General features: G+C 62.8%; 12 protein-coding genes. 4 read left to right on the top strand and 8 right to left on the bottom strand.

Translation table 11 applies throughout. The features are described from left to right. Window positions 1–71 precede the first annotated feature (71 nt). Complete coding sequence (locus JL474_RS18535) at window positions 72–698, top strand: QsdR family transcriptional regulator (RefSeq protein WP_223808030.1); 627 nt, start codon at window positions 72–74, stop codon at window positions 696–698. Window positions 699–737: 39 nt separating this feature from the next. Here JL474_RS18535 and JL474_RS18530 read toward each other — a convergent pair whose 3' ends face one another. The 8 genes from JL474_RS18530 to JL474_RS18495 form a co-directional block, all read right to left on the bottom strand. Continuing rightward, window positions 738–1,169 carry a hotdog fold thioesterase gene (locus JL474_RS18530; protein ID WP_190294958.1) on the bottom strand — a complete coding sequence of 144 codons (432 nt, stop codon included), beginning with the start codon at window positions 1,167–1,169 and terminating at the stop codon, window positions 738–740. 56 nt (window positions 1,170–1,225) lie between these two features. Continuing rightward, on the bottom strand, window positions 1,226–2,641 hold the full coding sequence (locus tag JL474_RS18525; protein WP_203143234.1) for an aldehyde dehydrogenase family protein: 1,416 nt from the start codon (window positions 2,639–2,641) through the stop codon (window positions 1,226–1,228). Window positions 2,642–2,661: 20 nt separating this feature from the next. Further along, window positions 2,662–3,768 (bottom strand): zinc-binding dehydrogenase, encoded by a 1,107-nt coding sequence (locus JL474_RS18520; RefSeq protein WP_203143233.1) that lies wholly within the window; start codon window positions 3,766–3,768, stop codon window positions 2,662–2,664. A 227-nt stretch (window positions 3,769–3,995) separates the two neighbouring features. Next, on the bottom strand, window positions 3,996–5,798 hold the full coding sequence (locus JL474_RS18515; protein WP_203143232.1) for an acyl-CoA dehydrogenase: 1,803 nt from the start codon (window positions 5,796–5,798) through the stop codon (window positions 3,996–3,998). A gap of 242 nt (window positions 5,799–6,040) precedes the next feature. Beyond that, on the bottom strand, window positions 6,041–7,225 hold the full coding sequence (locus tag JL474_RS18510) for an acetyl-CoA C-acyltransferase (RefSeq protein ID WP_203143231.1): 1,185 nt from the start codon (window positions 7,223–7,225) through the stop codon (window positions 6,041–6,043). Between the two features lie 87 nt (window positions 7,226–7,312). Then, a complete protein-coding gene (locus tag JL474_RS18505) occupies window positions 7,313–9,406 on the bottom strand; it encodes a 3-hydroxyacyl-CoA dehydrogenase NAD-binding domain-containing protein (protein ID WP_203143230.1) in 2,094 nt (697 codons plus the stop codon). A 297-nt stretch (window positions 9,407–9,703) separates the two neighbouring features. Further along, window positions 9,704–10,519, bottom strand: coding sequence for an IclR family transcriptional regulator (locus JL474_RS18500; protein WP_123635565.1), 816 nt, complete (start codon window positions 10,517–10,519; stop codon window positions 9,704–9,706). Between the two features lie 368 nt (window positions 10,520–10,887). Next, complete coding sequence (locus JL474_RS18495; RefSeq protein ID WP_203143229.1) at window positions 10,888–12,234, bottom strand: hypothetical protein; 1,347 nt, start codon at window positions 12,232–12,234, stop codon at window positions 10,888–10,890. A gap of 182 nt (window positions 12,235–12,416) precedes the next feature. Between JL474_RS18495 and JL474_RS18490 the strand changes: the two genes are divergently transcribed. The 3 genes from JL474_RS18490 to modA all read left to right on the top strand — a co-directional run bounded on the left by JL474_RS18490 (window position 12,417) and on the right by modA (window position 15,115). Further along, the gene (locus JL474_RS18490) at window positions 12,417–13,622 is read left to right on the top strand and encodes a 3-oxoadipyl-CoA thiolase (protein WP_203143228.1); all 1,206 of its coding nucleotides are present in this window, start codon (window positions 12,417–12,419) and stop codon (window positions 13,620–13,622) included. Window positions 13,623–13,886: 264 nt separating this feature from the next. Next, entirely contained in the window at window positions 13,887–14,264 is a 378-nt protein-coding gene (locus tag JL474_RS18485; protein ID WP_123635568.1) for a winged helix-turn-helix domain-containing protein, read from the top strand. A 74-nt stretch (window positions 14,265–14,338) separates the two neighbouring features. Continuing rightward, window positions 14,339–15,115, top strand: coding sequence for a molybdate ABC transporter substrate-binding protein (gene modA / locus JL474_RS18480; protein ID WP_203143227.1), 777 nt, complete (start codon window positions 14,339–14,341; stop codon window positions 15,113–15,115). The last annotated feature ends 2 nt before the right edge of the window (window positions 15,116–15,117 follow it).

Here is a 15,117-nt window from a genome sequence, read left to right as displayed (position 1 = left end):
AGTGCGGACGGAACCGGCAGTGCATGACTCGACACCCAATAACAACAAACGACCGGACAGGAAAGGTAACTGTGGCACGACACGCAAACTCACTCCGATCGACCCCCGGACACGCTACCGAGCGCCCCACCCGGGCCACGCCCGATGATGCCTTCAATCGCGCCCGGGAGCTGTGGCTCGCCGGCGAGCGCATCCATCTGGCCTCACTGGCGGAAGAACTGAATATCGGCCGCGCGACCCTGTTCCGCTGGGTCGGCAACAAGAACCTGCTGCTGGGGGAGATCCTTTGGTCCCTTTACGCGCCCATCCGCGAGTGGGCCCGGGAACAGACGCCTGGGGAGGGCATCGACTACATCGCCGGTGTCTATCACCGGATCAATTCCGTGCTGCTTAACGACGCCGCCCTGCGCCGCTTTATCAGCCAGGATCCGGAATACGCCCTGCGCATTCTCACGTCCGCCAGTTCAACACTGCACAATCGCGTGGTGCAGGCCAATACCCGCATGCTGTGGGAACAGATCGACGCAGGCCACCTGCCCAAACCATCGATGAAGGTGGAGAGCCTGTCCTATTTCATGGTGCGACTGGCGGAATCCTGCCTCTACAGTGACGTGATCAGCGGTCGGGCGCCGCGGCAGGACGAGCTGGAAGACGCCTGCCGCGCCGTACGCATATTGCTGGGCGGCACGGCAGACTGAGCGTGAGCCTGGAACCTTCCAGGCCCCGAAGAACGGCGATCAGCCGGGCTTGTTGATGACGGCCATGGTGATCCGCGAGACGCAGGTCAGCTTGCCCTCTTCGTTCTCGATCCGGATCTCCCACACCTGAGTGCTGCCACCGATGTGGAAAGGACGGGCTGTGCCATAGACCCAACCCGACGCCACCGAGCGGATGTGGTTGGCGTTGATCTCCAGCCCCACCGCCACCTGGTCCGGCTTACGCAAACAGTAGTTGGCCGCCATGCTGCCGAGGGTTTCCGCGAGGACCACGGACGCACCGCCATGAAGAATGCCGAAAGGCTGACGGGTGCGTTCGTCCACCGGCATCTTCGCCTTGATGAAGTCATCACCCACTTCCAGGTATTCAATGCCGAGGCTGCGCACAGCGGTGTTGGCTGAGCCTTCGGTCATCGCCTCGACGGTTGGGGTCCGCGTCCAGATACTGCTCATTGTCGTTGATCCTCTCGGTAGGCCTCACTTTGATTAGCGACCTATTAAACCACCAATCAGAGCTGGAGAGAACGGACCTCCAGGAACTCTTCCAGTCCCCATTTGCCGAACTCGCGGCCGACACCGGAGTGTCCGAAGCCACCAAACGGCGCCTGCGGGTTAAAGGCACCGCCGTTGACGAACACCTGACCGGTGCGCAGCTTGCCGGCGATTTTCTTCGCCTTGTCCGCATCACCAGACCAGACCGCGCCGGACAGACCGTAGGCCGTGCCGTTGGCAATGCGAATCGCCTCCGCTTCATCCACGTAGGGAATCACACACAGCACCGGGCCGAAGATTTCCTCCTGCGCCAGACGGCTGTCGGGCTTCACGTTGCCAAACACAGTGGCTTTCGCGAAATAGCCCTGCTCCAGTCCATCGGGCGCACCGGCGCCGCCAGCCACCAGCGTGGCACCCTCTTCCTGGCCCAGGCGGATGTACTCGAACACCTTGTCGCGCTGCTGGGCCGAGGCCAACGGGCCGAGACGAGTGGTCTCTTCCAGCGGGTTCCCCGGGGTCATTTTTGCCACGGCTTCCGCCGCCAGCTCACAGGCCTCGTCGTGCTGGCTGGCCGGCACCAACATACGGGTCAACGCCGTGCAGGTCTGGCCGGAGTTAAGCAGACAGTTGTTGACCGTGCCTTTTACCGCGGCCTTGAGGTCGGCGTCCGGCAGGATCACCGAAGCGGACTTGCCACCCATTTCCAGCGCATACCGCTTGAAGTCGTCCGCCGCCGCATGGGCGATCAGGTGACCGGTGCGGGTGGACCCGGTGAAGGACACCATGTTCACCTGCGGGTGCTTGATCAGGGTGTCGCCGGCGGTCTGGCCCAGGCCGCAGACCATGTTGAACACGCCCTTGGGCAGATCGGTCTGATCCAGGATGTCCGCCAGGATGAACGCCGTGCCCGGCGCGATCTCACTGGGCTTGAGCACCACGGTGCAACCGGCCGCAATCGCCGGGACGATCTTCAGCATGACCTGGTGCAGCGGGTAGTTCCAAGGTGTGATACAGCCCACGACGCCCACCGGCGCGTACTGCACCTCGGAATTGCCCACCTGCTCGCTGAAGGCGAACTCGGGCAGCAGTTTCAGGTAGGTCTTGGTGGTGATGATCGGCATGCCGGCCTGAATCTGGCTGGCCATCTTGAGCGGCATGCCCACTTCCCGGCTCACCGTCTCGGCGATCTCGTCCGCGCGGGCCTTGAGGCCGTCCAGCAGTTGTTCCAGCACTTTCGTGCGCTCGTCCAGGGACGATTCCGACCAGCTGTCGAACGCGTCGTGGGCGGCGGCGATCGCGCGCTCCATTTCATCCCGTCCGGCGGCCGGCACTTTGGCCATGACCTCACCGGTGGCCGCTTCGTGCACGTCCAGGGTGTCGCCCGTCCAGTCTTCCCACTGGCCGTTGATGTAAAGCTTGCTCAGATCGTTCATGATGCGCTCCTTCGTTGGCCTCAGTCGAACACGATAACGCCGCGGGCGTTCTTGCCAGCCACCATATCATCGAACGCCTGGGGCGCCTGGTCGATGCGGTAGGTCTGGGTAATCAGTTCATCCAGTTTGAGCTTGCCGGCCTTGTACAGGGCCAGGATGCGGGGGAAATCGTGCTGCGGCCGCGCCGAGCCGAGCCAGCTGCCCTTGAGGGTGCGCTCGTCCGCCGGCAGCGACAGGGTGCCGATTTCGGTCTTGTCCTTGGGATCGGCGACGCCGACGACCACCGCGGTGCCGCCCCGTCCCAGACACTTGTATGCCTGGGCCGCTACAGCGCCCGCTCCGACGCATTCGAACGCGTAGTCGACACCGCCGGTCAGCTTTTTGACCGCTTTGGCGGCATCGTCCACCTCGTTGATGTTGACGGTGTGGGTGGCGCCGAATTCCTTGGCCATTTCCAGTTTCTTGTCGTTGGTGTCCACGGCGACGATCATCTCGGCGCCGGCCGTGGCGCACCCCTGAATCGCGTTCAGACCGACACCACCGATGCCAAACACTGCGGCACGCGAGCCCGGCTCCAGCCTGGCGGTGTTGAACACGGCACCGACACCGGTCATAACGGCGCAACCCACCAGCGCAGCATTCTGCAGGGGCACGCCCTCTTCGATCTTGACCGCGTTGTCCACATGCAGCGTGGCGTATTCCGCCATCACGCCGCAGGCGCCAAACACGTTGAGGTCGTTGCCGTCGGCGTCGGTGGTGCGCACGGTGCCATCCGGCAGGGTAAACATGGCCTTGCGGGCGTTCTCGCAGAGGACCGGACGACCGCGGACGCACTGGCGGCACTTGCCGCACATGGAGATAAAGGAGCTGACGACGTGGTCGCCTTCCTTGAAGTCGGTCACGCCCTCACCCACTTCAACGACCACGCCGGCGGCCTCGTGGCCGAGCACCAGGGGTGGCGGATACTGGATCTTGCCGGTGGTGGCGGAGAGGTCGCTGTGGCAGACGCCACAGGCGGCGACCTTGATAGTGATTTCGTTGCGCTTGGGTGGTGCGACCTGGATGGTCTCGACGGTAATGGGCTGGCCCCATTCCCGGCAGATCACAGCTTTTGCTTCACGTGTCATTCGTCCGATCTCCTTTGTTGTTTTCGCCCGATTTGTCCGTCACTTTGGCCCAGCCTTAGAACCCGTGCCAGGAAAGCCAATGGACACCCTGGCCTCCGCTGGAATAGACGGCCGTCCCTGGCCGCTATTCCGACCAGCATGTCCTTGTGCTTCCTCCGGCCAGGGTGACCATTCGCGCCCCGCTAACTTGGGGGGGTAAACGCGGCGTCAGGCCCCGACGTCAACTGTTAAAACTCCGATTCCGTCATGTCCAGGGCGGTCGTATCCACCTCGGCCAACAGTCCGGCCAGTGAGCCGACCCGCGGCAGTTCGTATCGGGCAAAATAGTCACAGGCCCGCAGCTTGCCGCGGTAAAACGCTTCCGGTTGCGGACCAGCGTTCTCGATACCGGTCAACGCTGCCTGGGCCTGTCTCAGCCACAGCCAACCCACAACCGTATGACCGAAAGCCTCCAGGTACAGCGAGGCATTGGCCAACGCGCGCTCGGTGGCACCGGTGGCGCGCACGACGTTGATCGCATCGGTAGCCTCGACCAGTTGGGCGAGCGCCTTGTCCAGGCGCGCCGCGTTGTCCGCCAGCTCAGGCACTTCCTGCGCCTCGGCAATGGTCCGCCGAATGCGTTTGAGCAATGCCCGGTAGTGCTGCCCCTCGGACTGCATCACCTTACGGCCCAGCAGGTCCATACCCTGGATGCCGTGGGTACCCTCGTGGATGGGGTTCAACCGGTTGTCACGATAGAACTGCTCCACCGGGTATTCCCGGGTGTAGCCGTAACCGCCGTGCACCTGGATCGCCAGGCTGTTGGCCTCAAGGCAGTACTGGGAGGGCCAGGACTTGATCAGCGGCGTCAGCAGATCCAGCAGACCGGCGGCTTCTTTCCTGTTGGCCTCGCTCTCGGCAAATTTCTTTTCATCGACCAGTCGCGCCCCCTCCAGACACAGGGACAGGCCGCCCTCGACGTAGGCTTTCTGGGTCAGAAGCATACGACGGATATCGGCATGTCGGGTCAATGGCACCTGGCCGGTGTTCGGGTCCTTCTCCCCCATGGGGCGACCCTGCTTGCGATCGCGGGCGTAATCCAGCGCGTGCAGGTAACCGGTATAGCCCAGCATGACCGCGCCCAGGCCGACGCCAATACGCGCCTCGTTCATCATGTGGAACATGGCCGCCAGCCCATTGTGGGGCTCGCCCACCAGGTAACCGACGGCGCCGTCTTTTTCGCCGAAGTTGAGCATGGTGGACGTAGTGCCACGATAGCCCATCTTGTGGATCAATCCGGCCAGCGCCACATCGTTGCGCTCGCCCAGAGAGCCGTCCTCGTTCACCAGGAACTTGGGTACCAGGAACAGGGAAATGCCCTTAACGCCCGCCGGCGCGTCCGGCAGTCGACCCAGTACCATGTGCACGATGTTCTCGCTCAGCTCGTGGTCACCGGCGGAGATGAATATCTTGTTGCCTTTCAGGCGATAGCTGCCGTCACCGGCCGGCTCGGCCCGGGTTTTCAGGTCGCCCAGTGACGAGCCGGCATGGGGTTCGGTCAGGCACATCGTGCCGAAGAAGCGCCCCGCCAGCATAGGACGGCCATAGCGTTCCTTTTGTTCCTCGCTGCCGTGCGCCAGGATCAGGTTGGCGGCGGCAATGGTCAGGCCGGCGTAGCCCTGGGTGCCGACATTGGCGCCCTTGAGCAGGCCGACGCACATCTGCGCCACGGTGGCGGGCAGCTGCATACCGCCCAGCTCGTAGTCCTGGCCCGCGGCCATCAAACCGGTCTCGCGCAGCACGTCCAGCGCCTTCTTCACTTCCGGACGCATCTCGACCCGGCCGTTCTCGAAGGTGGGCTCTTCCTCATCCACCAGACGGGCGTGGGGCGCGAATTCTTCCGCGGCCACTTTCAGCGCCAGATCCAGCGCCGCCTCAAGCGTTTCGCGGCTGTGGTCGGCGTAGCGGTCGTATTGGAGGACGTCTTCCGTCTGGTGCAGTTCCAACAGCTGGAAGGCGAGATCGTGGGGATTGATGATGCGCTGCTGCATGGTGTTGACCTGTTGTTTTTGGTTTTGCTGCAAAGACGTGGATTTCTTGTGTCGTTTTCACCCAGGCGCTCGGGGTATGAACAGCAGCCCTCTCGGGCTGCTCCGAAGCTGAAGCGTCGGCTACATTGGGCCGCCCACTCGAGCATGTAGCAGATGCTTCAGCTTCTGAGGCGCCATCGGCGCCCGCGACGGCCATCACCGCGACGTCGTCAGGCACCTTAACCCTTCTGCTTACTCAGGTCTCAAACGACCTCAAACAACCCGGCTGCCCCCTGACCGCCACCGATGCACATGGTGACCACCACATACCTGGCGCCGCGACGCTTGCCTTCGATCAGCGCGTGGCCGGTCAGACGGGAGCCCGTCACGCCGTATGGATGGCCGATCGAGATGGAGCCGCCGTTGACGTTCAGTTTCTCCATCGGAATGCCCAGACGATCGCGGCAGTAGACCACCTGGGATGCGAACGCTTCGTTCAGCTCCCACAGGTCGATGTCGTCCATGGTCAGGCCGGTGCGCTCCAGCAGACGCGGAATCGCGAAGACCGGACCGATGCCCATTTCATCCGGCTCGCAGCCGGCGACGGCGAAGCCGCGGAAGATGCCCATCGGTTCAATGTTGTTCTTCTCGGCGTAGGTGCTGTCCATGACCAGACAAGCCGACGCGCCGTCGGACAGCTGGCTGGCGTTGCCGGCGGTCACGAACTGGTCGTCACCGCGTACCGGGTTCAGGCCCGCCAGACCTTCCAACGTGGTGTTGGGACGGTTGCACTCGTCCCTGGTGAGCGTGACCTGCTTTTCGCTGACCTCGCCGGTCTCCTTGTCCTTCACCAGCATGGTGGCGTCGTAGGGGACGATCTCGTCGTCGAACTTACCGGCTTCCTGCGCGGCCGCGGTGCGCTGCTGACTGATCAGGGAATACTCGTCCTGCGCTTCACGGCTGACGCCATAGCGCTGGGCCACGATGTCGGCGGTTTCGATCATCGACAGGTACAGTTCCGGCTTGTTCTGCATCAGCCATTCGTTGGTGGCGTGGAACTGGTTGATCTTGTCGTTCTGCACCAGGCTGATGGACTCGACGCCGCCGGCGACCATGGCCGGAACCTTCTCGGACAGCACCCGCTGGGACGCCAGCGCGATGGACTGCAGGCCGGAGCTGCAGAAGCGGTTGATGGACAGGCCGGCGGTGGTGACCGGCAGACCGGCGCGGATCGCTGCCAGGCGGGCCATGTTCTTGCCCTGGGCGCCTTCATGGAAGGTCGCGCCCAGGATCACATCCTCGACGATGGCGGGATCAATCCCGGCGCGCTGGACCGCGTGCTGGATCACGTGACCGGCCAGGTCGACGCTGTGGGTGTTGTTCAGGGCACCCCGGTAGGATTTACCCAGACCGGTGCGGGCGGTGGAGACGATAACGGCATCTGACATGAGAGCCTCCTGGGAAGCGTTTTCTGTTTGTTAGCGTGAAACGCGCTACCCCGGGGGATAGCGCGTTGTCGTTGTTGGCCTGGGGAATCAGAGGCTGCCGAAGGTCTTGCCTTCGCTGGCCAGGCGCTCGAGCAGAGCGGCCGGCTTCCACTGGTCGCCACCGAGGGTGTCGTGAAAGCGTTTGACCGTGTCGTAGATTTCCTTCACGCCCACCTGGTCGGCCCAGAACATCGGGCCGCCGCGGTAGGCCGGGAAGCCGTAGCCGTAGATCCAGACGATATCCACATCCAGGGCGCGGGCGGCGATGCCCTCTTCCAGGATCTTGGCGCCTTCATTGATCATCACGTACATGCAGCGTTCCAGGATTTCCTGGTCGCTGATCTCACGCGGCTCGATGCCCTGCTCCTTGCGGAACTCGGCGATCAGCGCGTCGACCTTCGGATCCACCACCGGCTTGCGGCTGCCTTCTTCGTAGAGGTAGACACCGGCCTGGGTTTTCTGGCCCAGTCGGCCTTCTTCCGCCAGCTTGTCCATCCAGCTTGCCGGCACGTCTTCGCCCGCCTTGCGGCGTTCTTCACGGATGCGGTAGCCCACGTCGATGCCGGCCAGGTCGGACATGGCGAACTGACCCATGGGGAAGCCCAGGTCGGTCAGCACCTTGTCCACCTGCTGCGGGGACGCGCCTTCGTTGACCAGTTTGGTAGCTTCGGCGCCGCGCTGGTGCAGCATGCGGTTGCCGACGAAGCCGTAGCAGTTGCCCACCAGCACACCGACTTTCTTGATGCGCTTGGCCACCGCCATGACGGTCGCCTTCACGTCGTCCGCCGTCTGGCTGCCGCAGACGTTTTCCAGCAGCTTCATGACGTTGGCCGGGCTGAAGAAGTGCATACCCACCACGTCCTGCGGACGGCGTGTGGCGGAGGCAATCTCGTCGATGTCCAGGGTGGAGGTGTTGGACGCCAGAATCGCGCCCGGCTTGCAGACCTTGTCCAGCGTGCCGAAGATGTCTTTCTTCACGCCCATGTTCTCGAACACGGCTTCGATCACCAGGTCCACGTCGGCGAAATCGTCATAGCTCAGGGTGGGCTGGATCAGCGCCATGCGCTCTTCCACCTGGGCCTGGGTGATGCGGCCTTTCCTGGCGGTGTTTTCGTAGTTGCGGCGGATGATGGCCAGGCCCTTGTCCAGGGCTTCCTGCTTCACTTCCAGCAGGCGCACCGGGATGCCGACGTTGGCAAAGTTCATGGCAATGCCGCCGCCCATGGTGCCAGCGCCGATGATGCCCACGCTGTTCACGTCGCGTACCGGGGTATCCTTGGCCAGGCCCGGCACCTTGGACACTTCACGTTCGGCGAAGAAGGCGTGCACCAGACCAGCGCGCTGCGGCGACTCCATGCACTCCATAAACAGCTCGCGCTCGCGCTTCATGCCATCGGCGAACGGCAGCTGGAACGCGGCTTCCACCGCATCCACACACTTGAACGGAGAGAAGAGGCCGCGGGCTTTCTTCTGCAGGCCGGCGCGATACTGATCAAAGATGTCACTGCCCTTCTCCGCGTCGACCTTGTCGTTCAGGTCACGGACCCGACGGACCGGCTTGCCTTCATCAATCACTTTCCGGGCGAACGCCAGACCGACGGCCTTCACATCGCTGCCGGATTCGACCGCATCGACGATGCCGTTCTGAAGTGCCTCGTCGGCGGAAACAAAGTTACCGGAGGTGATCATGTCCAGCGACACCTGGGCACCGGCCAGCCGCGGCAGGCGCTGGGTACCGCCGGCACCGGGCAGCAGGCCCAGCTTCACTTCCGGCAGACCCACCTTGGCGCTGTCCAGCGCGACCCGGTAATGACAGCCCAACGCCATTTCCAGACCGCCGCCCAGCGCGGTGCCGTGGATGGCCGCAATGATCGGCTTGTCGGAACGTTCAAAGGTCTCGACTACTGAAGGCAGTCCCGGTTCCTGCATCGGCTTGCCAAACTCGCGGATGTCGGCGCCGGCAATAAAGGTCCGGCCTTCGCAGACCAGCAGGAGCGCCTTGGCTTCCGCATCCTGCTGCCCCTGTTCTAGCGCAGCCAGCAGACCGGAGCGCACGGCATGACCGAGGGCGTTAACCGGTGGGTAATTCACGGTGATGACGCCGACGGCGCCTTCGCGTTGATAGGTGACGACCTCTGACATAGCGTTCTCCTTATACGTGTTCAAACGCTTTTCTATGGAATGCAGTTTTATTAAGCGAAACTTGAGGACGATTTAAACCATTTTCGACGGATGTTTCAACAGCAAATTGAGACAGAACGTCGATGGACGGTTCCAAACGGCGGGTCATCCGAAAGTGTCGTCGATCGGGATCCCGTCAGAGAAAAGGGGATAATGCGGCGCAGGAGACGCCTGCTGGAGGGACCCAGGGAAATGCGGGCATAAAAAAACCGCAGGCCTGGACCTGCGGTTTTGTCTTTCCGGTGACTCAAGGACGCGTCAGACGCCCAGCGCCTCAATGTCGCTTGCCAGCATCGCCAGCTGATGGGCAATGGATTCGCGCAGCTTCTCGCCGGAAATCAGGTAGGACGGGGCGGCGCAGGTCAGAACCATAATGGTGCCGTCTTCAAGATGAACCGGCACACCAGCGGAATTGATGTTACGGTCCCACTCGCCCAGGGACAGACAGAACCCGGAGGTCTTGTACTCTTCCATGGCGCGTTCCAGGCCTTCTTTCTTCTCCGGCCACTGGTCGCCGTACTTCTTGGCCATGCCGTCCATCAGGATCTTGCGGCCGCTTTCGCTGATCGCAGCACAGTAGGCGCGACCGGCTGAGGTCGTCGCCATCGGCAGGCGCAGGCCAATTTCCATGCGCAGCAGCGTGGCTTCCGGCGGCATGCGGTTTTCCACATAGATCATGTGCAGGCGATCGTGGCAGGTCAGGCCGACAGACATGTTGGTGCGGCGGGCAAACTCGTCCATGTACGGCTTGGCCAGCTGACGCACTTTCAGGTTCGACACGTAGGCGTAACCCAACGCCAGAACCCCGGAACTGAGCTGGTACTTCTCCAGCAGCGGGTTGTAGCTCAGGTAGCCCAGCTTGGTCAGGGTGTAGGTCATCCGCGACACGGTCGGTTTGGGCAGGCCGGTCAGACGCGCAATGTCCTGGTTGCCGAGGATCACCGATCCCTGGCTGAACGCCCGGAGCACATCCAGACCGCGAGACAAGGCCTCCACGAATTTACGATCCTTCTCAGGGCCCGTCGGCTTGCCGTCGAGGCTCAGCTCTGCCTTGAACTTTTCTTTTGCTGTCATAAGTCGCCTTGTGTTCCCCCACAGCTACAGCATGGACGCTGAAACGACACCCTGTCGCGACAGCCGCCACACCGACTCTGTTCGATGACCACCAGAGGATTCCGGCCTCATGGCTCCACCGTCCAGCAGCTCCAGTGAGTCACGTGCTCCGAAGTTTGGAAATTTGTCCTATTTTACGGTGAGTCCGATTCAAGTACCACCGACTTTTAATCAAAAGTCGTGCCAAAGATGAAACACTCTTCCCTTTTGTTTCATTACGATTCCATCAAAGAGCAACTGCGATACATAAATCGCTATGGCCGACACTTCATTCTGTTATGCGAAACAGGTTAGCTGACTTTAGCAACCTTTCCAGTCCGGCAAGTCCCTTACGCCACCCGAAGCATCTGGCACACCCAGAGAAACGCCAGCATCAGGGGCACGGCGATGAGTGCATAACGCCCATTCCAGCCGAACGCCACCACCCATCGGGAAATCTTGCCAAACCGGGACAGCAGCATCACCGACGGCCCGAAGGGCGACAGCATCATCGCGAGAGAGAAGCCGATGACCAGTGCCACGGCCACCAGCAAGGGCTCCAGACCGGTTATCACCAGCTGCCCCAACAGTCCGGACAGGAAACTGAGCACCGTGATCGGGGCAATGCCCACGGCCGCAAAGGCCGGCAGAATCAGCACGCCGGCCGCGATCAGCATGAACTCACTGGCGCGGCCGTCGATCAGCCTGGCCAACACCTCCGGAGGCACCTGGCTCGACAGGGCGATGCCCAACGCCGCCGAGGCGGCAAAAATACAGATCTCGTTGTGCAGCCCCGCCATGTTCTCGGTGACTTCAGCGACCACGGGCCGGATGCGCCCTTCCCGATGCCACATATACAACCCAGTCACCGCCGGCACCGCCAGCATGGCGGCTCGGGACACATTCAGCGGCGTCAGCAGCACCAGCAGCGCCATCAGCCCGAACACCGCACAGACCACCATCACCAACCGGCCGCTGCCCGGGGGCCAGCCCTCCATCCGGGTACGCTCGGCGCTGACCTGGCTGAATCGCCGGTACTCCAGGGACCAGCCCACGGCGATCAACAGCAAGGCCGCACAGAGACTGAACGGAATCAGTTGCGACCAGGTCAGCGTCGTCACTTCCCGGGTAATGATCGCCACCGCCACACTGGTGGGTGCCACCAATGGCACCAGGGCGAAGCCCCGCAGGGTGCTGGTGAGGACCGACCGCAACCAGCGCAGCCGCGCGTCGCCGGTGATGCCCCGCTGGTCCAGCGTTTCGGAGAGCGCGCCGCAGAGCAGGTTCATCACGCCAAAGTTGAGGACCGAAGCAATGCCACAACTGGTCAGGGCGTATTTCGGATACAGCCAGCCCGGACGACCGCCGAGCAACACGTCGTGAATCCGCCGCAGCACCTCAAACCGGCGCACCAGACACTGCATGGTCCCCAGACTGCCCAGGAAGGCCCCGTAAAAAGCCGCAGCCCGCGCCGACTCGGCCAGCTCAGCCGCCGACAGGCGACCGGACATCGTCAACCCGGCCAGAACCGCGACGGTAACCAGCATCAGGTAGCGGGCGTAGCCTTCCAGACGTGGAATATGCAGCAGGAAATAGAACAGGAAGACACCGCCGGACAGCAGACTCAGGGTGTTGAAGCCGGTCAACAACGCCAACAACTCACAGACCACCGCAAACGCCAGGAAATACCCTGTCATAACTGGCCCCTGGCCACCGCTGTCTGCACTTGCATTCGATGGGTCTCCGCTTTAATCTAAATCAATTACAAAACTTAGTTTCGTTTAGCGAAACATAAGTAACATTTACAGTATCATTTTTGCCGACACAAGCCCCGCACCGAATCAAAACATCGGGCCGGGCATAGAGGATGGGAGATGCCATGTCCGCTTATATCTACGACGGCCTGAGAACCCCGTTTGGACGCCACGCCGGCGCCCTGGCCAGAGTCCGGCCGGACGACCTGCTGGCCAGCGTGATCCAGGCCGTGATCGAACGGAACGATTTCGACAAGGCACTCTATGAAGACGTGATTGCCGGCTGCACCAACCAGGCCGGGGAAGACGCCCGCAACATTGCCCGTCATGCCGGCCTGATGGCAGGCCTGCCCGTCGAGACCGGCGGCCTGACGGTGAATCGCCTCTGCGGCTCCGGATTGGCGGCCATTATCGATGCGGCCCGGGCGATCCGTTGCAATGAAGGCGAGCTGTTTGTCGCCGGCGGCGCCGAAAGCATGAGCCGGGCGCCGTTCGTGATGGCCAAGGGCGAAGCCCCCTACAGCCGCGATTTCCGCATGTTCGACAGCACCATTGGTGCCCGTTTCCCCAACCCGCGGGTCGAGAACGAGTTCGGCAACGACACCATGCCCCAGACGGCGGACAACATCGCCCGGGAACTGGACCTGTCCCGGGACGCCGTGGACCGCTTCGCCGCCCAGAGCCAGGCCCGCTACGACGCGGCGCTGAAAGACGGCTTCTACGATGAGGAAATCCTGGGCATCGAAGTGTCCCAGGGCCGCAAGAAGCCACCGGTTCTGGTGGACAAAGACGAGCATCCGCGTCCGCAGTCCAATCTGGAAGCCCTGTCCGGCCTGCGCACGCTGTTCGAGGGCGGCGTCGTCACTGCAGGCAATGCCTCCGGCGTCAACGACGGCGCCGCAGCGCTGATCATCGGTTCCCGGGAAGCCGGCGAAAAGGCGGGCGTCCGTCCGCGCGCACGGATCGTGTCCGGCGCGATCGCCGGGGTCTCACCTCGCGTGATGGGCTACGGCCCGGTCCCGGCCAGCGAAAAAGCCCTGGCCCGCGCCGGCCTGACCATGGCCGATATGGACGTCATCGAAATCAACGAAGCTTTTGCCGCCCAGGTACTCGGCTGCACCACCCGGCTGGGCATCGACCCGACCGATTCCCGCCTGAACCCGAACGGCGGCGCCATTGCCGTTGGCCATCCGCTGGGCGCCTCCGGTGCCCGCATCGCCCTCACCGCCACCCGCCAGTTGGAACGCACCGGCGGCCGTTACGCCCTGATCAGCATGTGCATTGGGGTTGGCCAAGGGATAGCGGCGGTGATTGAACGGGTTGCGGAATAAGCAGCCCCCAACATCGGTACAGACAACGCCGAAGCTGACCGGAAGCGGAGGGAGACCCTCGCCGGAGGAAGGACAAGGACGTCCTGGTCGTATTAGCGACCACGGACGGCCGTCTAATACAGCGTAGGCGAGGGTCTTCATTCGCTTCCCGGCACGAGCTATCCACCCATTTGCTCAACGTTGACTGCAACGCTCTCAACACCGTTTCCCTGTCTATCGTTCTCCATCCGTGTTAGAACCAGACATTTCCAACGCGGACACTCCATGACTCGTACGCACCATCAACATCCCCGCTTCCAGCTCCGCCTGGTGTCCGGCAAGGATGTCGTGATCGGCCCCGGCAAGGCCGACCTGCTCGACGCCATCGGCCGCACCGGCTCCATATCGAGCGCCACCCGGGAAATGGGCCTGAGCTACAAGAAAGCCTGGCAACTGATCAACACCATGAACGAGCATTTCGCCGAACCCGTCATCTCCACCGTCTCCGGCGGCAGCCAGCGAGGCGGGGCCGAGCTGACCGATTTCGGTCACCGGGTATTGGAGCAGTACCGGGCCCTGCAGGCTCGCCTGACCGCCGAAAACGCCCCCGAAACCCAGGCACTGCTGGACCTGCTCGCGCCAGCGGATGCACCGGATCCATAACCCCGATTTGGCGCTGAAGACATAAGCGGCTATAGTGATCCCGCTATTTCCATTTATACATAACGGAATCCAACATGTTCGTCCGCGCTCTTTTACTCTTCCTGGCCAGCCTGTGTCTGGCGACGCCAACCCTGGCCGCGACAAGCATCAGCGTCTATGCCGCCGCCTCCCTGACTGACGCCATGGACGCCGTGGCCAGCGCCTATGAAGCTAACCACGACGTGGATATCGTTCCGGTGTACGCCTCATCGTCCACCCTGGCCCGGCAGATCGCCAACGGCGCACCGGCCGACCTGTATGTTTCCGCCAACGAAAAGTGGATGGACTGGCTGGGTGAGCAGGGTATCCAGCTCACCGACCGCGGCGACCTGCTGCAAAACCGACTCGCCCTGATTGCCCCGAAAGACAGCCCGGTCGATCACTTCACACCCGGTACCGGCAAGCCGATCGCCTCGTTGCTGCACAAGGGCGAACGCGTCTCCGTCGGTGATCCGGCTCACGTCCCCGCCGGCATCTACGCCAAGCAGGCCCTACAGACCCTGGGCGAATGGAAAGACCTTGAGGATCGGCTGGCCCGTGGCGACAACGTCCGTGCCGCCCTGGCCCTGGTGGAACGCGGCGAAACGCCGGTCGGCATCGTTTACCAGACCGACGCCAAAGCCAGCCAAGCCGTCCGCCAGCTGGGCCTGTTCCCGGAAGACAGCCACAAGACCATCACCTACCCCGCCGCCCTGGTCGGTCCGGCTCACAGTGACGCCCTGGGCGATTTTCGCACATGGCTCGCCGGTCCCGAGGCGATGGCCATCTTCCAGCGCTTCGGCTTCTCGCCGATGCCCGGCCAAGGCCACTGACC

This window comes from Marinobacter mangrovi, assembly GCF_016798325.1.
GTDB lineage: Bacteria > Pseudomonadota > Gammaproteobacteria > Pseudomonadales > Oleiphilaceae > Marinobacter_A > Marinobacter_A mangrovi.
Note: the sequence above shows the minus strand (reverse complement) of the source record. Positions and strands in the feature narration are given on the sequence as shown.